Genomic DNA, 18,403 nt, shown 5'->3' with positions numbered 1-18,403 from the left:
CAATATCTACGCCATTTCGCCAAAGTGCATGGCGGCCGGAGGGGCGTACTGTATTCGCACTGGTTGGGGCGTATTCGTTACTTCTCCTCGTCGGCAACCTCCGCGATAGCGACGCTATCATCATCGGAACCAACTCAATCATGCCGCTCCCGGTCACGATGGGCCCACCAGTGAGGCCGCCGAAGCTCGGCGCCAACGCCGGGTCAAAATGGCTTAAAGCTTGACGGTGGTGCAAGCTGAACGGCCGCTATCTCCCCAGCCACACCGCAAGCGGAACTTCCGTTTACGTGAAGAGTTTCGGGCGCCGGCAGGCGTACGAAAGTCCCCGAGGAAGGAACCCGCGGACCACAGTCGGAGGCTATGGAGATTTCGATCTACGGCTGATGTCTGCGGTGGCGCGACCGCAGCCAGAGAGTGGGGTGATGGATGCGGACAGGCCGCTTCGTTGCGCATCCGCGCGGTATAGCCGGCCCGGCGCCCGGCTCGTCGCGACCCTGTCGGCGGCGATAATCACCATGAATGCGCGTGGGTCGGTTGCCGGAGGCGAGGCGCCTGCGGCTGAAGCCTGGACCATGCCATGCCGGGTCATGAAGCTGTCTCCCGGTTCGTCGCCGTCGCATCCGGTGGTCCTCGCGGCTGCCTCCAGCGTTCAAACACCTCGATGACGATCATTCGTCCGCCGCAGCAGAGGCATGGCGGGCGGAAGTCATCCGGTTCGCCTGGTGTGTCGTCATCGGCCGGTACGGCGACGTGCAGCAGTTCGCGAGCGAGCACGAGGCTGGTCTTGCGGGCTGAGCCGGCGAGCAGGCCGTAATGCCGGATACGATGGAAGCCGCGCGGCAAGACATGGAGCAGGAAGCGGCGGATGAACTCATCGACCGCGAGCGTCATGATCTGCTGTCGGTCGCAGACGTCGCGGCGGTAGTCCTTGTAGCGGAAGGTGACGCCAGTCTCGTCGAAGGTGATCAGGCGGCGGTTCGAGATTGCGACCCGGTGGGTGTAGCGGGACAGGTAGGCGAGCACTGCCTCCGGCCCTGCGAACGGCGCTTTGGCATAGACCACCCAGCGTTTCTTTCGGACCGGCGATAGATGCCGCAAGAATGTCTGCCGCTCGGCGAGATGAGCAAGTGCGCCAAAGAAGCAGAGCCGCCCGGCATCGTGCAGAGCGACCAGCCGGGCAAGGAACAGCCGTCGAAACAGTTTGCCGAGTACGCGTACAGGAAGCAGGAAAGCCGGGCGCGATGATATCCATCGGCTACCGTCCGGCGCGATGCCACCGCCAGGCACGATCATGTGCACATGCGGATGGTGCGTCATCGCCGATCCCCAGGTGTGGAGCACGGCGGTGATGCCGATGCGCGCGCCGAGATGCTTGCGATCGGCCGCGATGGTCAGCATCGTCTCCGACGCCGCCTTGAACAGCAGGTCGTAGACGAGCGCTTTGTTCTGGAACGCTATGTCGGCGACCTCGGCCGGCAGCGTGAACACGACGTGGAAGTAGCCGACTGGAAGCAGATCGGCCTCGCGTTCGGCAAGCCATGTCCGTGCCGCCGCGCCCTGGCACTTTGGGCAGTGCCGATTGCGGCAGGAGTTGTAGGCGATCCGCCACTGGCCGCAGTCCTCGCAGGCCTCGACGTGACCGCCCAGCGCTGCAGTGCGGCAGTTCTCAACCGCCGACATCACCTTCAGTTGCTGCAGGCTCAGGTGCCCTGCATGGGCGCGCCGGTACGCCGCCCCGGCAGCACGGAAGATGTCGGCGACCTCGATCGAGGCACGCAAGGCTCAACCGTCGGGGAAGGCCTCTTCCGGCTTGAACAGACCGAGCGTGTCGAGCGGACTCGTAACTGTGCGGACCGTCCTGGTCGCCACCTTTGCGTAGAGGGCGGTGTTGTTGAGTTTTGCGTGTCCGAGAAGGACCTGGATGATCCGAATGTCCGTGCCGTCCTCCAGCAGGTGGGTGGCGAAGCTATGGCGCAACGTATGCGGCCCGACCCGCTTGGCGATGTCGGCGGCCTGGGCCGCCTCAACGACGATGCGATAGAGCTGCCGCGTGCTGATCGGCTTCATTGCGTTTTGGCCGGGGAATAACCAGCCGTCGCGATGCATCACACCCTGCTGCCGCCCCACCTTCCACCACTGGCGCAGCAGGGTGAGCAGGTCCTCCGAAAGCATGGCATTGCGATAGCGCCCGCCCTTGCCACGCTCGACGCGCAGCAGCATCCGCTCGCTGTCGACGTCGGCGACCTTCAGCATCGACACCTCCGCAACACGGAGGCCGGCGCCATAGGCGACCGACAATGCTGCCTGGTGCTTGAGGCAGGTGGTGGCATTGAGCAACCGGGCAACCTCGTCGCGGCTCAGCACCACAGGCAGATTCCGAGGATGCGCCAGCCGGACGAGCCTGCGCGCCAGGTCCGGGCGGTCGAGGGTCTGGGTGAAGAGGAAGCGTAACGCCGACACGATGCTGTTCATCGTCGGAACGGGAACGCCATCGTTCTGCTGCTCGATCTGGAACCGGCGCAGATCGTCGGCGGTCGCCGTGTCTGGTGACCGCCCGAGGAAGGTCGCCAGGCGTCCGATGTCGCGAAGATAGTTGCGCTGCGTTTCGCGTGAGAACCGTCGCATGTTCATGTCGTCGATCAACCGCTGGCGCAGCGGGCTGATGGGTGTGTCGGGTTGGGGGTACTGCATGATCAGGCTCCTTTGTTAAAGAAGCCCGTCATGCTCTGCCCTTGCCGGAAGACGTTCAATCCAGGCGCAATCTCCAGCCAGCGCCCTCTACCTCAGCCGTAGACGCCCTCCCGCGCAGCGGGTTCGTTCCACGGCCCCATAACGGACATTCCTCATGGTCGCATAGCAGTAAACTGGATCAAAGAGGAAAAATCACACAACCTTGCAGCGGATTCAATATAATTCACAAATCCTCTGAAATGAAGATTCCGAAGGACTCAATACAGCTCTCACCTTCAACAATTACCGACAACAACGAAACGCAAGGATTCGTTTGAATAGGATTCATTTCTCATCTATTGTCAACAATAGTTTAGCCATTGTTTACGATTTACATTATGTAAACTCTTTAATGCACATCATTTCGTGCGGCTGTTAAATTTCGTCATGCCATGATGAAAGCAAACGATGGAGAAGTGCAGATGCCTACATTAAAAAAGCGGCTGTACACGCCGCGAGAAGTTTTCCGCAATACCACCCTCTCTCGGAGCACCATCAACAGGATGGTGAAGAAGGAAAAGTTTCCAGCCCCGATCCGGATTTCGTACCGTCGCATCGCGTGGGATGCCGATGAAGTTGACCACTACATCGTCAACTGCCCGACGAATCCCTGAGCGAAAGCTAAAGCTATCCGGCCCGCGTCGCGTGGGCCGGCACCTATGAAGCTGAGTTGGCGTTGTCAAAAATGTTGCCAAAATTGAACACGGAAGCTGCGGAAACGCTTAACCGCTTGAAAATTTGGTGGGCCCGGAGGGCCTGCCGAATTCCAAGAAAATCAGCAGCTTAACCCCGTGTGGGACGAAGACCCCATTTTATAAAAATCAATGGCTTAGTAAAGCCGCCGTCCCACTTTTTCCGGCCGTTTCCGCCCCTTCTTTCCCGGTCGTGTTGCGACCAGGGAGGCGCGCATGAGCGGGGCGCGACCGTTTCGGGACGTGAAGCTGCAATGGCTTCAGCAATTGAGCTGCGACAAGGATTTGAGCGACAACGCGCGATCCGTGGCGCTCTACATCATCACCACGCATTTGAACGGCCACACCGAAAAGGCGTGGCCGTCCTATCAAACGATTGCCGACGCGACCGGCAAGAGCGTCAAGACCATTCAGCGCGCCGTCCGTGAACTTGAGATCAAAGGATGGTTCGAGGTCCAGCGCGGAAATGGCGTCGGGCACAACACAGAATATCGTCCCTCAGCGGCATCGATTTTACGCGCATCGGACGCCCGGGAAAAGACGGACAAAGTTGTCACCCTTTACCCTGACAAAGGCGGTCAAAATCGTCCGGAAAGGCGGTCAGATGTGTCCGGCGAAGGGGGACAAATATGTCCACCAAACTTAGAGAAAGAAGAAATATATAAACCTAACCCGCGCGAGGACGCCCCGCCGCGCGTCGAGACGCGGCGAGCCGTCCCGCTCGTCTTCGTGGCCGAGACCAAGGCGGATCAGGTCGAGCAATGGCGCACCTGGTTGCGACGTCACGGCTTTCCTTCGATCGATGCCTTAGGCATGCGGACGGTGAAAAACGGAAAGCCCGGCTATGCCCTGCCCAGCTATTGGCCACCGGACGAGACGAGCCCCAGTGCGCTGGATTGGATCGCTTTCTTCAGCCGCCGCCGAGACCACATCGCCGCCGACACCGCCCGACAAACCGACCTACGGAGGGCGTCATGACGGCCGGCGATCTGAAGGGAGCAAGGCCGACCCCTGTCATACGGCGAGCCTTCTGACAGGGAGCCTTGTGAGGGGAGGCAAGCCTCCCCTTCAAACCCCACCAAGAGCACGCGGCGACCGCCCAAAGGCGAACTCAATGCCGTCGTGGTTTTCCGCTGCACGGCATCGGAAAAGCAGGCGCTGACCGCACGTGCGGCGCGGGCCGGTCTGCCCTTCGCCACGTTGATGCGGGAAGCGCTTGGCCTCACCGAGGCGCGCCGCCGCCGTCCGGTTCCCAAGGTGGACCCGAAGCTGGTGCGCGCCGTCGCGCGGATCGGCGGCAACCTCAACCAGATCGCCCGATGGCTGAACACGGCCCAGGCTCAGGGCCAGGTATCCGCCATCGACACAATCACGGTTGCCGCCCGCCTGGTCGCCATCGAGCGGGCGCTTTCGGAAACTCTTGAGCAGTTCACGGCAAAGGATAGCGCGCCGTGCTGATCAAGTTCTTCCGCAACGGCCAGGGCGGCGGATCGGGACCGGTTGACTACCTGGTCGAGCGCGACGTCGTCGCTTACGACCAGAACCGCAACGCGATCCGCGACGAGCGCGGCGAGATCATGCTGTTTGCCCGCGAGCCCCTGCCGGAAGTGCTGCGCGGCGATGCAGACCGCATGCGCGCGCTGATCGACGTCTGCCCGCACCAGTGGACCTATCGCGCCGGCGTCATCGCCTTCACCGCAGAGGACGCGCCGAACCCTGCCCAGCAACGACAGGTGATGGACGCCTTCGAGAGCCTTGCCTTTGCCGGTCTCGAAGCCGACCAGCGCGATATGCTCTGGGTCCGCCATACCCACGAGGGCCGCGTCGAACTGCATTTCGTGACGCCGCGCATGGAGCTTGCGAGCGGGCGCAGTCTCAACATCGCACCACCCGGCTACCAGAAACATTACGACGCCTTGCGCGACGTCCTGAACAAGGAACACGGTTGGAACGATCCGATGGCGCCGGAGCGTGCCCGCGAGACCGTCAGCCTCATCGAGAGCGTCAGGCGCGGCGATGCCCGTGAGTTGATCCATGACTGGATCGTCCAGCGCATCGAGACCGGCGACATCCGCGACCGCCCGAGCATGACCGAGGCTTTGACGGCGGCAGGTTTCGACCTGCCGCGCGCCGGCAAAAACTACATCACCGTGCGCGATCCGGAGACGGACGAGCGCTGGCGCCTGAAAGGAGACCTGTTCCGTGAAGACTGGACCCGAGAGAATACCCTTGAGCGAGCGCTTGAAAGATCGACTGGCGAGCCCAGCCGCTCCGGAAGCCGGCTCGACGCCATCGACCTCAACGAGCTTCGAGACCGATTGGAGCGAAGCCTTGAAGCGCGCGCAAGCTACAATCGAGACCGATATCCGCAACTTCACGGACGCGAACCGCCGGAATTTGAGCGAGGCACTGGCGATGACCGAGGCGGACGTGAACCGGCTCCGGGCGATGGTACAGCCGTTCTTCCTGACCATGGGCGCGGTGACGTTGCTGATCGTCCTGTTGAGCTTCACCGCGAGCTGGTTTTGGGCGGGCCTGATGATCGACCGCGCCCAGAGCGCCAGCCTCTGGCAAATGGGCTTGCAGATCAACCAGACCAGCAACGGCAAGGTCCTTACATGGGACGTCAACCGCCTTCAGCTGATCACCTGCCAGGCCGGGAGCGACAAAGCGCCATGCCTGAAGATCGTCCAGGGAGATTGACCGATGACCACACCCACCAGACCACCGATGCCCGAGAGCTTGTCGCCGCTGGAGCGCGAATTGCTGGGCTACGTCGAGACCTTGGTGAACACATTGCAGAGCGGGACCGCGCAGTTCGAGGCGCTGGAGAAACGCTCGACCGACATGATCGAAAATCGGCAAGCAGCTTTGGAAGGATCGCTGAAATCGCTCATCGCGTCACAGGCTACCTTCATGAACGCCTGGCTCGCCTCCGGCAATCCTTCCAGCGACACAGCGTCGACCGAGCTGGCCGAAGCGTTCGCCCTGCTGGAGCAGGCCGAAGCGATGCTGGAGACGGTCGCGCCGCCGACGTGACAACCCGATCACCCGCGCCCGGTCGCGGCCGCATCTGATTTTTCATTTCCGTCTGGAGTCTCGATCAATGAATTTGATTATTCCGCCCTATCGTTATGCCCTTTCCATCGCCGTCGTGGCGGCCGGTTTCCTGCTGATGGAAACCGCGCCCTTGTTCTGGCCACCCATCTACCAAAATTCCCGCGCCGCGATCCTGGTCATGTTTTGCGGGTTTGCGCTGCTGACCTTGGCGGGAGACACCCAGGGCCGCATCCGCAGCGCGTCGGGCTTAGCTGTGGGGGCTGCCCTCCTTGCCGCGTCTGCTCTCGCCCTTACCGACCCCACCATTGCGGCAGGCGTTCTGCTCGACAGCTTCAAAGCTTGGCGAAATGCCGGCTATTCCGGAATCGAGAGCGTCCAGGGGATGGTTTCGACATGGGACCGCTTCACAGAGGCGCAAAAGCTTGGCGTGCAAACCAGCCTCGCCATCGGCCTGCCTGTGCCGCTGTTCCTGATTCTGTGGGGGATTTCGATTGCCGCCCCAGTATCATCCAGCCGTATCTCCAAACAAGGCCCATGGCGCGCCCGGTGGATGAACCGTCAGGAGTTGCGCCAGCTCCGCCACAACGGTACCGGCTTGCCGCTCGGTCTCTCCAGCGGCGCCATGCTGCGCTATTGCCCCAACCCGAAAACCGGATGGCGCGCCGGTCACCATGTCGCCATCGCCGGCACCCGCGCCGGGAAAGGGGTGTCCGTCGTCATTCCTGCCATCATCGACCATGACGGGCCGGTCGCGGTCCTGGACATCAAGGGCGAGAACTTCGCCGTGACGCGCCGATATCGGCAGTCGCTCGGCCGTCAGGTCGTGGTTCTCAACCCCTTCGGCGTCATCGAGCCGTCGAAGGATCGTTTCAACCCACTCGACTATATCAGGCAAGCGCACCTCGTCCGCGACATCGAGGTCATTGCCGAGGGGCTTGTTCGACCGGAAGGTGGAAACGGTGCGCACTTCGCCGAAATGGCGAAATCCATGATTGCCGCCGTAATCGAGATCGTCATGACCACGCGCGCGGAAGCCGATCGCAACCTGATCACCGTCATGGACCTGTTGTTTTCCACCGGCTTTGAAAAGACACTGACGGAATGGGCCGGAGCGCCAGAGACATTCGGCACCCGCCCAGCGGCCGCCGCTGCCACCTTCCTTGCAGCCGGCGAGAACGAGCGCGGCGCGATCAAGACAACGATCAAGAAGGCTTACGATTGGGCGCGTTCCGACGAATTGCGCGCCTTTCTCAGCACCTCCACATGCTCGCTCGAAGACCTGTTCGAGGGCCGCGCCGATCTCTTCATGGTCGTGCCTCTCGACCAGGTGGACGCCCAGGCCGTCTTTCTCCGGCTGCTCACAAACATCATTCTCGGCATGGCCGTGCGCCTGGAGGGTGCCAAGAAGCCGAAAAAGAACGTGTTGCTAGTCTTGGACGAGTTTGTCCGTCTCGGCCGGATGGAAAAGCTGATCAACATTGCCAACGTCGCCGCCGGCTGCGGCATCGAGGCGCTATTCATTACCCAGGACAAGGGGCAGATCGAAAGCGTCTATGGCAAGGGCGACACCGCCAGCATTCTCGGCTCCTGCGTCACCACGCGGATTTTCGGCCTCGGCCGCGCCGAGTTCGAAACCGCCAATTGGGCAGCCAATGCGCTGGGCGATCAGACGGTTCTGACACGCACCAAGCAATCGTCCGCGAAGTTCGGCGAAAGCTGCAAGACCTCCACCGCCGAACAGCGCCAGAAGCTCATGACCGCTGATCAGATCCTGGAAATGAAGACCGGCAAGATGCTGCTATTGACGGGCTCGAAACCTCCCGCGTTGATTGAGGCGATCGTTTCGCACCGGCATCCGGCATATCGGGGAACGCTGGACCGAAATCCAATGTTGTAATTTACTTGTACATTCCGCAGTCGGACATTGGCTATTGGAACTCAAAGGCGGCAATCTACAGGGCACGGAACGCGATTGTTCGTCGGATCGGGTCATCTGGCGCGGGATAGCTTGTCCAAGTCCCCGTGAACTTTCTCCACAAGGGAGGTGTTCAGGGCGTTGAAGAACTGATCGCAAAAGCACTCGATGAACATCAAATGCTCAAGTCGAACGTTAAGCTCCTGCCCCCTCTCGAATTTGAATACGTCAGTGATGAGCGTAGCGGTAATATCTGCTAGCTTGTCGGAGACTGTGCCGACACCGTGAACAATCAGGTTACGCACTTCTCCAATAGCCTCTATCACGCGAGCCCAGTCAGAAATATCGCTCTTTTTGAAGCCTGATGGCCTCTTTAAACCAGTATTCTGAAAGTAGGCTTTGAAAACGTCATGTAGGCCGTCGTAGATTCGCTTCCTTTGCCACTTCTGTAGGCGAGAAGCCCAAGCTGTCTCCCATTCAGCCGCAGCATCTCGTCCCTGATCTTTTCGGCGATACAAACGTTTGAGCTCGCGAAATTCCTCTCCCTTAATCAGATCTGATGGATCATCGTTGAGGTAAATCAGGTACATCTCAAAGATAATTTCTTCCAGAAGCCCATATAGATCAGTCAATGCGAAGGCCGAAAGAGAAGGCATTGAAAGCTCATAGTTTCGGGCCGTGTCCGCAGCAGTCCAGGTTTCCAGCACCACGATTTTTGCCTGCCCATCCGGAGCTCGGAATGTTTTTGTCTCCAGGCCTAGTTCTGGGTGCGATCGATACCGATCGCGCGCAACGTGCATAGCATTAATGGTGATTGCCCATCGTAGATAGACATCCTTCACATCTCTTCGCCACTCGGGGATCTTCCTGGTTGTATCTGCAATCCAGCTAGGTGTCTTATCCCCTTTCTCCAAAAGTATGTCGAAAGAGCCTTCGCCTTTCCGTCCAACCCAGTCCTGATGGGGATGCTTCTTAAAGCCTGCCCTTCGTCTCAAACTTTCGCTCATTTTCACCTCTGCTTATGTGTGGCCAATACAGCTTCAGCACACTAAATTAAAAAAATACAATTTTTGCTACCTAGGCTGGCTATTCAAATGTTTCTCAGGACGTCGTTTGCAATATCGGTCCAGCGTTGATTTGCAGTTGGCGTCCCATCTCTTCAAAACGTCTACCAAGTCAATGACGCACATAATAAATTGGTCGTAATTTCGGCGCGTTCCCGCCCTTGCGGCATATCGTATCCGCACGCGATAAACTTGGTAGCTTGGCACTCACCATCAGGGTAGTTCATCCTAACCTGCCAAAGCTCGCATCGCCGCATCGGTACCCATTGGAATTCCCGATCGGGATATTTTTCTCGACAAATGGGCTGGTACCCTACTATTTTCCCGATCGGGAAAGTGAAGTTGATGAAACAAGTAAAAACTCCGGCCGATATCGGTTTATTGATCAGGAGAGAACGCAAAGAGCAAAACTTGCGGCAGGACGAACTCGCCGGGGTCTCTGGCGTTGGGGTCCGGTTCATTGTGGATCTCGAAGCAGGTAAGCCAACAGCCCAGATTGGAAAAGTCCTGCAGGTCCTACAGACGCTTGGCTGTTCAGTCGACATTCTCGTGCCTGGTGAACGCAAACGCTCATAGAGCCAAGCACGACGGAGGGACAATTGGCCGACCGACTTGACACCCAACGCCGCTCCCAGAATATGGCCGCTATCAAAAGCCAGAATACCCAACCTGAACTGATAGTTCGCAGGGCATTGCACCGGCTCGGTTATCGTTTTCGCCTCCACCGGAAGGAGCTACCGGGTTCACCGGACATTGTTCTTCCGAAGTTCAAGACGGCAATCTTCGTTCATGGCTGTTTCTGGCACCGGCATGTCGGATGCAAATATGCCTACACACCAAAATCCCGGACAGATTTTTGGGAGAAGAAATTTGCTCAGAACATGCTACGGGATGAGAAGGCTGTTCACGCCCTGCAAGACGCTGGTTGGCGCGTCTTGGTCATATGGGAATGTTCGACTAAGGATAAGGATCAAGTCCAAAAAGCGATTCTGAATTTTTTGGCGTCAGATGGCGGGTGTGATGGATAAACCAACAACGGCGATGCAACGGAAAATTGCGCGTCTCTCAGCAGGAGAGCAGCCAAGAGTTCTCGACCTATTCGCTGGTTGTGGCGGTATCTCTCTTGGTTTTCAAGCTGCGGGTTTTCGAATTGATGCAGCCGTTGAGATCGATTCGACGGCCGCTGCATCGCACGCATTGAACTTTCATGGCGGTGACCCAGCGCATTCAAAGGCTCGGGACATCACACAATTGGAGCCGCAGGACCTGACTGATGAGCTGGGGCTGGGTGACGCAGCTGAAGCGTTTGACGTCGTAGTTGGCGGACCGCCATGTCAGGCGTACGCCCGTGTTGGGCGTGCCAAGCTGCGCGAGATATCCGAGCACCCGGAGGCATTCAAGGTTGACCCGCGCGGCAACTTATATCTGCGTTACTTGCACTTCGTGCGGGCAACGGAGCCGCTGGCGGTGCTGGTGGAAAACGTTCCTGACGCCCTAAATTACGGCGGCCATAATGTAATGGCGGAAATAGCCGAAGTCCTTTCGGGACTTGGATATGAGGCACGTTATTCGTTGATCAACACCGCATTTCACGGCGTTCCACAGATGCGAGACCGTGTCTTCCTGATGGCCGTACATCGATCCGTGAAAGACGCTCTGGAATTCCCGCCGGCGGTCCGGCATTTCACTCTCCCATCCGGCTACGCAGGGACCCGAGCCGTTGCCTTCAAGAATATCGACCCTCTGTTTAAGGGATCATTTGTAGAAGCAGACCATGGCGACCAGCATTTACCAATGCCAGTTACGGCAGTGGAAGCGATCGGCGATCTACCAACTATTACACTGCATCTTGAGGGTAAGCTGAGACGAGGAATGAAGCGCCTCGATCAAGCTCTTTCCTATCCAAAAGTTCGAGTACTTTCCGAGTATGCCAAACAAATGCGCTCATGGAAGGGATTCGAGGCCCCTGCCGAGGGGCTGACAGACCACGTAATTAGAAACTTGCCCCGCGACATCGATATTTTCAGGAAGATGCCCAACGGTGGTGAATATCCGGCCGCTCACGCGACGGCGGTGGCCTTATTCGAAGCTGAAGTTGAAAGGCGAGAGGCTGACGGCATCACGCTTTCGGAGGCTGATAAAGAAAAACTCAAACGGGCTATGGTTCCTCCATACCCAGTTCACAACTTCCCAAATCGCTGGTGGAAGCTCCGACCAGAAGCGCCCTCCCGGACGCTTCTTGCGCACATAGGCAAAGATACCTATTCGCATATTCATTATGATAGTGCCCAAGCGCGAGTTATTTCAGTTCGGGAGGCTGCTCGGCTTCAGTCATTCCCAGATGGCTTTAGATTCTGCGGAGCCATGAATGCAGCATACCGCCAAATTGGTAACGCGGTTCCACCGCTTATGGCGCAACGGCTGGCAGCTCAAATCAGACTTGCGCTGCCAGCAGCCCGTTCAAATCTTGAGGCTGCCGAATAACTATTCATCTGGCTCGTCTTGGTACGAGGCCGTGACGGATTCTGACCATGGTTCCAGCGAAGAGGGCGCAATCGTCCACCCCGTAGGTGATACTCCGGGCACCGGCTGCATTGACGCAAGGATTCGCCTTGCCAAGTCAGGGAGACCTTTCGTTCTACGTATCAAGCCACCTTCAGCAGATAAATTTGAAACACGCCATACTTCGAAATTCTCATCTCCAGCAGCGTGTTCAATCTCTGCCTGGGAAAACATCATTGTACGGCTATGTTCGCCGGTGGTGGATTTTACTTCTACTTTCAGAGGCTCTGTGCCTTGGTAGACCGTAAAATCAAACGGATGTGTGGCGTTCGTTTCAGATTCCCAAATCGCTTGGCTAATTTTCTGCTCCGCAATTTGTCCATGTAGATAGGCGGCAACGAGCGTTTCTCCATCACGCCCTATTCGCTCGGCGGTTGCCTTTGCTTCAGCAAGCGAATCATGTGACGTCCGGCGGATTCCTCGTTTTCGCACCACTGCGAGAGCCGCGGCCGAGCCTTGAACAGCCTCTATAAGAACTTGGTCGAGCTCTGGATCGATAAGCTCGCGGATCGGGTGGTTTTCCGCGCAAAAATCCAAAAGCGGCAACAAGTCCGCCTCTGTTAACATCCTCATTCTTGCTGAGCCGAGAATACCGTCCAGGGACTCGAAGAGGTGAACTTCTTCACTATCGACGCCTGAGACAAGCAAAATGTCGATAGCTTGGGGTACTTCGGCTCCTTCGAAACGGAAAAGCGCGAGATCGTTTTCCTGCAAGTTGTCATAGCGATCGGGTCTCGGCGCATCCTGGTCCGCCGTGACGGTTTCTCCATTCAAGCGCCAATTCTTTTGAGTGCCACCAGCCGCAATGACCTTCCGCATTACTGTTCTCGGTGGGCTAATAAGGCCCGGACCAAATATCCTTATTTCACACGGAAATCGTAGTGGCGCACCCGCTGATCTTGCCGGGGCGAGCGGGAACAACAAATCAATAAATACGTCTCGATTAAGGTTTATGGCCTTTTGATTTCCCGATTTCAAACGTCGAAACTGAACATCAAAGAAGGTTAAGTCAGATTTACGAAGGCGCTTAACTGCAAAAGTCATTTAAATTCACCTAAATGTCGTCGCCATACGCTTGGCGTTGATAAGCCTGTGCACCAGCTTGATCGTTCAAAAGCGCAATCAATTCTTTCAGGCAAATCGCATAGAAAGTTGTGTTTGCGGAGCGGACGACATGAGTCAAGCCATGATGCGGACGATGGTGTATGTGATCGAAATCCAACAATGAAAGAACTGTATAGTCTTTCTTGTACTCCGTGCCCATGTCCCAAAAGACAGCCAAAGCAACGTCCTTTTGCTTTTTGACGCCGCTTTCAAACTCTCTGATCAGACCATCGAGAGAGAATTTATATTCAAGTATTTGAGGATGGCCAACATAGGCCTTTTGCAGCTGTTCGGCATATACACCAAGAGGGTTTGTCACTTCGTCGAAGACCAAATGTTCCATAGGTTCCTCGGCCACAAACCTTAGCACACCGTCATACTGCGCGACCTGAGACGTCGCCAAAAGCCTCACCCCTCTGATAACGCCGCCGGCAAGTAACTGATTGAACAGAACGATTACATCTTGCTCCGACAATGGCTCCGATTGCACAGAAATCTTCCGCGTGGGCAAGAAAAAGTTATCATTTTTCAAAAGGAGAGGATGATCATCTTCATGCTTTTCCTGCTCGCGAAGCCAGTCATGCAAGTGAATCTCGCGCCCAATATCCGGCTCCTCTCCGCTGTCACCCTTTAGAAGGTCTCGCCTACCAGCAAGATGGCCCACGATGAAAACTGCAATCTTTTCGGCGAGAGTCCTCAACTCCGGTTGAAAGCCCTTTCGCCCCAGGTCGGGCTCAGCTCCCGAGAAATGTACGATCACATGTGTCTGATTTTGATGCCCTATACTTTTGGTGAGGGGGATCGTGATCAAATCACCCTGGGCCATGTGATTGTTGGCCATTTGAAGGCCGCCCCGGAGAATTCTATAGTTTTTCCTTAGCTTTGCTTTGACATCGTTGAGCTGGTCCCAAATCGCTGTCGAATAAGCAAAGTATCCGTATGCAGAAATCGAATGAGAAATTATATTGTTTTTCTCATCTTCCGTAAGATTGCGCATTTGAGCGAGCAATTCAGCAGGCGTAAACCAATCAAATAACCCATTCGAATTGCGATACTTCTCAATCGCTCGATTTGGGTCTTTTCCGGCGTCTATGGCCGCTTTTTGGGCACCGATGACGACACTAAGTCTCTGGCTTGCCTTGATTTCTTCATGAGGATATTTGTACTTTGCCTTGCAGTCGATCGAAACATTCGATACGCCGGCGGCATCTACAACTGTGAGATCGAAGCTGATTAAACTGGCCGCGCCATCTTCAATGTTGATATGTCCCAGCGGAGTCTTTACCAGAAGTAGATATAACCACTGCTCCGGTGTGGTGGCCTGATACCATGATAGGTTTGACGGGCGGGTGTTTTTTCCGCCAAACGTGATCTTAAAGCTAGTCCCTTGGTTTAGGGCGTCAAAGCGCGCCTCTGCAGAGGCAATTGGTGAAACCTGGGGGCGATGCACCGTGCCAGACGAGTCTTCGACCCAGTCTCGGCCATTCCGAAAACGACCCGAGAAATGGAAATTTGGGTTCTTAGTCCGAATCTCGAGTTCGTTGAAACCGTATGCGATGTAGGTTGCTCCAACTCCCTTGTTGCCACGGCTCGTAGCCTCTTTCTTGAAGGAGATATTTGGAGCCATGAACGCCCGGAACTGTTCGCGGTCAAAGCCTGTGCCATTGTCAACAACCTGGAAAGAATTTTCCTTTAGGTTGATTACAATATCCAGCTTCGGCACAAAGCTTTCATCAGTATCTTGCCGCTTTTCCACAGCGTCCATTGCATTCTGAATTAATTCAGACATCGGATCATAAGTTCCGACGTAAGACTTCAGGATATTTTTTATTTCTCTTTTCTTTGCGGCCGTTAGTATTTCCAGGTCACTTCGGTTCGCTATATCCAGAGGGTCCCAGGGCTGAAGTTCTGTTTGCTGATCCAAAATGGTCCCCTCTGCACAATATGGTACGTTCAGCCAACGAGCGGTTGGCAATTCGATAGCGCTCAATGCTGCCTAACTGTGAGTCTATGGTGATATAACTTAATCAACCTATCGTATCCACACCCGAAACCGAACGCTCGGCTGACCGCAATCAGGGCGATTCGGGTGGCGGGAGATACACCGTTCAGTAATCACTCATCCAATCTGCTTCTGCACAAAACCAACTTTGAAGCCAAACAACCTACCGATTTTTTGCAGCGTTTTCAGCGTTGGATTTGACGCACCTACTTCGATTTCTGCCACTTGACGCCGTGTGAGCCCCAATGTCTTGGCAAACTCTTCCTGTGTCATCCCGATACCTCGGCGGATTTCCGAAACGGCATCCGGTAACACCAATTCAGCGTGGCGCGCCCTGTCGGCCAAGGCTCGCCGGTTCTCCAGGATTTCGTCTTTCGTCGGCTTCTTCCAGCGTACCATGCTTCCACTGCCTCTTGTATCTCCAGCGTGCCCACGCCTGATCTCAGGAACGTCCTTCTCGAACTCGACAGTCTTGGGGGAATTCCACACGCCGTTAAATTTGGTTTGTAGCGCAAGTCGCATTAATTGACCCTTTAAATGGGTCAATTAATGCATTGCTTAAGCTATTTAACCCCTCAAAGTGGGTTCAATCGTTGCCTTCAAAACTGCCAGCTACCGAAGCGGTCATTGAAGCTTCTGATCCGGCTGACCATCTTCCGGCCAAGCAACGCACTACCGCTGGCGAACAGCATGAGGGACAGGCTCAGCACAGGCGTCAACCAAGCATCGGAGTCGCCTCTCCCATCAAACACAATGAGCAAGACAGCTCCGATTGCTGCGAAGAAGACCATCCCGAAATCGTACTGCTTTGAAAGGCTCGTGAGCCGGGCCGAATGCTGGGCATAGCGCAATTGCCTTGCCAACCTTCGCTTTTCGGATGCCAGTTGCTCGCGCTGGCGACCAAGGACATATACGCCCTGCATGATCTGCTCTTCGAAGCTCGATTTACTCATATTGCTGACCTCAGATATTTTTCTGCAATTTCCTCTGTGAATTCGCCGTGTTGTTCGGCGTAGTCGATCAGGAACCGGATGAGCTTCAAGCGCTTGTCCGGTTCCACCTGACAGTCTTCCCTTGCGATGAAAGCGTCAACCGCACCCGTGACCTGATGATACAGGTCGACGGTGTCCCGATTGTACGGGCTTCCTTCCCCCGTGAGCATCCACACGGGGTTCACATTGAATTTGACGTGCAGAAGCCGGAGAAGTTTTGCCGGGATCTCACGATTTCCGCGCTCGTAGGTGTTGTAGGCGCTTTGCGATACTTCAAGCGCTTCGGAAAAGGGCACTTGCTTTAACCCGGAGTCCTTCCGGATTTTCCCCAGCCGTTGCCCCATCGCTTCCATGAATCCATCTTGCATCGAAATATCTCAAATGCGATAAAAGTGTTGCGTCCAGCGCAATTATATGATTCGTTCTGTCTCGTGTCGAATTATCTCTAGGGAGTTGAGCAGTTATGCAATCTCAGCTTTTATCACCGAAGCAATTGGCCGACCGGTCCGGATGGCCGGTTGCTCGCATCCGGAACCTGATCGCCAAGCAGGAAATCCGTCATGTCCGGATTGGCGGAAGCCTCTTCCTGCCGGAAACCGCCGTGGATGAGTATCTTGCTGCGAATATGGTCGAGCCCAGGCAGAAGACCTTGGCGCTTGCTGATAGCGCCTCTAGAGCGTGAGGAGCAGCACATGAAGCAGCAAGCTGAAGCGCTAGCCCCACGACCGCTCTACAAATTCGCGGTGAGCCGCGTCCGAGCGGCGGAGCTACTGGACGTCTCGACGGGTACCTTTGATGACTGGGTCCGCCGTGGGTTGATGCCCCGGGGCGTGAAGATCGGCGCGTTGCGCCGATGGGATGCGGAGGAAATCCGGGCGTCCTGGTACGACATCAAAGAACAGGGCTTGAGCGGAGACGAAGACGATGGCGAAAACCCGTTTGATCACGCGGTTGGGTAGCCAGCGCGTCCCTTTCAAATATTGCTCGCGGGATATCGATCGGCACGGCAACGAACGGTTCTATCTCCGCCTGCCAGGAATGCCGAAGTACCGGATGACGTCGGCCTATCTGGACGAGGCGGGCAGCGTCACCCAGGCGTTTACCGAGGAATATCATCGCGTGCTGGCTGGCGATCGTGGTGAAAAGACGGTCCCAATTTCAAGACTGGAGCCCGGCTCCGTTCGCTGGCTTGTCGAGACCTATTATCGGTCCAAGGCATTTCAAAGCCAGTCTCCGGCCACGCAGAAAGACAAGAAAAGCGTTCTCAATCGCTATTGCAGCATTGTGGGCGAACTGCCCTTCAAGAAGATTCGCAAATCCGACATCGAAGCCAGTCAGATGAAGCGTGTTGGCACGCCCGGCGCTGCTGACAAGCTGGTGAAGTACCTGAAGGCGCTCTTCAATTGGGCTATCAGCGCCGAGCTGGCGACCTTCAACCCCGCGAATGGCGTCACCAAAATTCATAAGTCCCCCGGCTTCCATACCTGGAGCGAAGCGGAAGTGGCGCGCTATCGCGCAGCCTATCCATTCGGCACCATGGCCCGGCTTGCAATGGAACTGATGCTGAATTTGGGCGTCAGACGCTCGGACCTCGTCAAGCTCGGCTGGCGGAACCTCGTCGGCAACCGTATCGAATTCATGCCGGAGAAGGGTTCGGGCAAATATGCACAGTCCCTCAGCCTGCCGGTCACGGACGAGCTTCGCGAGGCGCTGGACGCGATTGCGCATGATCAGCCGACCTTCCTTGTCACCGAATACGGCAAGGCTTTCAGCGGGAACGGGTTCGGCAACAAGATGCGCCAGTGGTGCAACGACGCTGATTTGCCGGAATGCTCGTCGCACGGCCTCAGAAAGGCATCCGCGACCATCCTCGCCGAGGCCGGAGCGACCGAACATCAGTTGATGGCGATCTTCGGCTGGTCTGATTCCAAGATGGCGCAGCACTACACCAAAGCCGCCCAATCCAAGCGCATTATTGATGCCGGTTTCGAGCGCCGCAAAACCTACGTAGCCCGCAATAATGTCCCACTTTCATCAAGCCGGAATTCCGGTGAGACAAATCGAGGAAAAAATGATGCAAAAACAAAGTCCGAAGACAGAAATGGTGGGCCCGGAGGGACTCGAACCCCCAACCAAGCGGTTATGAGCCGCCGGCTCTAACCATTGAGCTACAGGCCCAGCCCGGCGTCTGGCGCCGCAGGCGGCGGGCAATGGCACCCGGCACCTTGGCTGACGCTCTAGCCGAATTCGCCACAGGCGACAAGTCTCCGCCGCAATGGCTT

General features: G+C 56.6%; 20 protein-coding genes, 1 tRNA gene and 1 pseudogene. 12 read left to right on the top strand and 10 right to left on the bottom strand.

Going from position 1 to position 18,403, the window contains the following annotated elements:
- Positions 1 to 585 precede the first annotated feature (585 nt).
- Positions 586 to 1,779 carry an IS91 family transposase gene (locus AC07Y0_RS05140; protein ID WP_498675150.1) on the bottom strand — a complete coding sequence of 398 codons (1,194 nt, stop codon included), beginning with the start codon at positions 1,777 to 1,779 and terminating at the stop codon, positions 586 to 588.
- 3 nt (positions 1,780 to 1,782) lie between these two features.
- Complete coding sequence (locus AC07Y0_RS05135; protein WP_498675149.1) at positions 1,783 to 2,691, bottom strand: tyrosine-type recombinase/integrase; 909 nt, start codon at positions 2,689 to 2,691, stop codon at positions 1,783 to 1,785.
- 431 nt (positions 2,692 to 3,122) lie between these two features.
- On the opposite strand from AC07Y0_RS05135, the gene AC07Y0_RS05130 reads away from it, so the two are divergent.
- The 3 genes from AC07Y0_RS05130 (at position 3,123) to AC07Y0_RS05120 (ending at position 4,880) form a co-directional block, all read left to right on the top strand.
- The gene (locus AC07Y0_RS05130) at positions 3,123 to 3,344 is read left to right on the top strand and encodes a helix-turn-helix transcriptional regulator (RefSeq protein ID WP_498675147.1); all 222 of its coding nucleotides are present in this window, start codon (positions 3,123 to 3,125) and stop codon (positions 3,342 to 3,344) included.
- Positions 3,345 to 3,638: 294 nt separating this feature from the next.
- Positions 3,639 to 4,400, top strand: coding sequence for a helix-turn-helix domain-containing protein (locus AC07Y0_RS05125; RefSeq protein WP_498675145.1), 762 nt, complete (start codon positions 3,639 to 3,641; stop codon positions 4,398 to 4,400).
- Between the two features lie 144 nt (positions 4,401 to 4,544).
- A complete protein-coding gene (locus tag AC07Y0_RS05120) occupies positions 4,545 to 4,880 on the top strand; it encodes a MobC family plasmid mobilization relaxosome protein (protein ID WP_498675143.1) in 336 nt (111 codons plus the stop codon).
- On the opposite strand, the gene AC07Y0_RS05115 is transcribed toward AC07Y0_RS05120, so the two are convergent.
- A complete protein-coding gene (locus AC07Y0_RS05115; RefSeq protein WP_498680335.1) occupies positions 4,763 to 5,458 on the bottom strand; it encodes a hypothetical protein in 696 nt (231 codons plus the stop codon). The genes AC07Y0_RS05120 and AC07Y0_RS05115 overlap by 118 nt on opposite strands.
- A 193-nt stretch (positions 5,459 to 5,651) precedes the next feature.
- Here AC07Y0_RS05115 and AC07Y0_RS05110 point away from each other — a divergent pair, with 193 nt between their 5' ends.
- The 3 genes from AC07Y0_RS05110 to AC07Y0_RS05100 all read left to right on the top strand — a co-directional run bounded on the left by AC07Y0_RS05110 (position 5,652) and on the right by AC07Y0_RS05100 (position 8,379).
- A complete protein-coding gene (locus tag AC07Y0_RS05110; protein WP_498680334.1) occupies positions 5,652 to 6,125 on the top strand; it encodes a hypothetical protein in 474 nt (157 codons plus the stop codon).
- Between the two features lie 3 nt (positions 6,126 to 6,128).
- Positions 6,129 to 6,461, top strand: a complete 333-nt coding sequence (locus tag AC07Y0_RS05105) for a hypothetical protein (protein ID WP_498680333.1) — start codon at positions 6,129 to 6,131, stop codon at positions 6,459 to 6,461.
- Positions 6,462 to 6,528: 67 nt separating this feature from the next.
- Positions 6,529 to 8,379 (top strand): type IV secretory system conjugative DNA transfer family protein, encoded by a 1,851-nt coding sequence (locus tag AC07Y0_RS05100; RefSeq protein WP_498675142.1) that lies wholly within the window; start codon positions 6,529 to 6,531, stop codon positions 8,377 to 8,379.
- A 92-nt stretch (positions 8,380 to 8,471) separates the two neighbouring features.
- Here the strand turns inward: AC07Y0_RS05100 and AC07Y0_RS05095 are convergent, their stop codons facing one another.
- Positions 8,472 to 9,404: a hypothetical protein gene (locus tag AC07Y0_RS05095; protein ID WP_498675140.1), complete on the bottom strand. Its 933-nt coding sequence runs from the start codon at positions 9,402 to 9,404 to the stop codon at positions 8,472 to 8,474.
- Between the two features lie 399 nt (positions 9,405 to 9,803).
- On the opposite strand from AC07Y0_RS05095, the gene AC07Y0_RS05090 reads away from it, so the two are divergent.
- From AC07Y0_RS05090 to AC07Y0_RS05080, 3 genes are read left to right on the top strand one after another with little or no spacing between them, the layout of a single operon-like run.
- Positions 9,804 to 10,037, top strand: a complete 234-nt coding sequence (locus AC07Y0_RS05090; RefSeq protein ID WP_498675136.1) for a type II toxin-antitoxin system Y4mF family antitoxin — start codon at positions 9,804 to 9,806, stop codon at positions 10,035 to 10,037.
- Between the two features lie 23 nt (positions 10,038 to 10,060).
- Entirely contained in the window at positions 10,061 to 10,489 is a 429-nt protein-coding gene (locus AC07Y0_RS05085; protein ID WP_498675134.1) for a very short patch repair endonuclease, read from the top strand.
- Entirely contained in the window at positions 10,482 to 11,945 is a 1,464-nt protein-coding gene (locus tag AC07Y0_RS05080) for a DNA cytosine methyltransferase (RefSeq protein WP_498675133.1), read from the top strand. Before AC07Y0_RS05085 ends, AC07Y0_RS05080 begins: the two co-directional genes overlap by 8 nt.
- Here the strand turns inward: AC07Y0_RS05080 and AC07Y0_RS05075 are convergent, their stop codons facing one another.
- The 5 genes from AC07Y0_RS05075 to AC07Y0_RS05055 all read right to left on the bottom strand — a co-directional run bounded on the left by AC07Y0_RS05075 (position 11,946) and on the right by AC07Y0_RS05055 (position 16,489).
- Positions 11,946 to 13,067: a protein NO VEIN domain-containing protein gene (locus AC07Y0_RS05075; protein ID WP_498675130.1), complete on the bottom strand. Its 1,122-nt coding sequence runs from the start codon at positions 13,065 to 13,067 to the stop codon at positions 11,946 to 11,948.
- A gap of 10 nt (positions 13,068 to 13,077) precedes the next feature.
- On the bottom strand, positions 13,078 to 15,051 hold the full coding sequence (locus AC07Y0_RS05070; RefSeq protein ID WP_498675127.1) for a hypothetical protein: 1,974 nt from the start codon (positions 15,049 to 15,051) through the stop codon (positions 13,078 to 13,080).
- Between the two features lie 195 nt (positions 15,052 to 15,246).
- Positions 15,247 to 15,528 (bottom strand): helix-turn-helix transcriptional regulator, encoded by a 282-nt coding sequence (locus AC07Y0_RS05065; RefSeq protein ID WP_498675125.1) that lies wholly within the window; start codon positions 15,526 to 15,528, stop codon positions 15,247 to 15,249.
- A 200-nt stretch (positions 15,529 to 15,728) separates the two neighbouring features.
- Entirely contained in the window at positions 15,729 to 16,082 is a 354-nt protein-coding gene (locus tag AC07Y0_RS05060) for a hypothetical protein (RefSeq protein WP_498675124.1), read from the bottom strand.
- The gene (locus AC07Y0_RS05055; protein WP_498675122.1) at positions 16,079 to 16,489 is read right to left on the bottom strand and encodes a helix-turn-helix domain-containing protein; all 411 of its coding nucleotides are present in this window, start codon (positions 16,487 to 16,489) and stop codon (positions 16,079 to 16,081) included. Before AC07Y0_RS05055 ends, AC07Y0_RS05060 begins: the two co-directional genes overlap by 4 nt.
- 95 nt (positions 16,490 to 16,584) lie before the next feature.
- Between AC07Y0_RS05055 and AC07Y0_RS05050 the strand changes: the two genes are divergently transcribed.
- The 3 genes and pseudogenes from AC07Y0_RS05050 to AC07Y0_RS05040 form a co-directional block, all read left to right on the top strand.
- A complete protein-coding gene (locus AC07Y0_RS05050; RefSeq protein ID WP_498675120.1) occupies positions 16,585 to 16,803 on the top strand; it encodes a helix-turn-helix domain-containing protein in 219 nt (72 codons plus the stop codon).
- Positions 16,804 to 16,813: 10 nt separating this feature from the next.
- Positions 16,814 to 17,080 (top strand): helix-turn-helix transcriptional regulator, encoded by a 267-nt coding sequence (locus AC07Y0_RS05045; protein WP_498675117.1) that lies wholly within the window; start codon positions 16,814 to 16,816, stop codon positions 17,078 to 17,080.
- Positions 17,046 to 18,023, top strand: a pseudogene (locus AC07Y0_RS05040) (site-specific integrase); the annotation flags it as partial. The gene AC07Y0_RS05045 and the pseudogene AC07Y0_RS05040, both read left to right, overlap by 35 nt.
- 200 nt (positions 18,024 to 18,223) lie before the next feature.
- Here the strand turns inward: AC07Y0_RS05040 and AC07Y0_RS05035 are convergent.
- Positions 18,224 to 18,299: transfer RNA gene (locus AC07Y0_RS05035), tRNA-Ile, on the bottom strand.
- Positions 18,300 to 18,403: the final 104 nt, after the last annotated feature.

The sequence above is a fragment of the Allorhizobium sp. GW101-3B10 genome, from assembly GCF_059424725.1.
The sequence above is the reverse complement of the archived record's forward strand: the minus strand, read 5'-3'. Positions and strand labels throughout refer to the sequence as shown.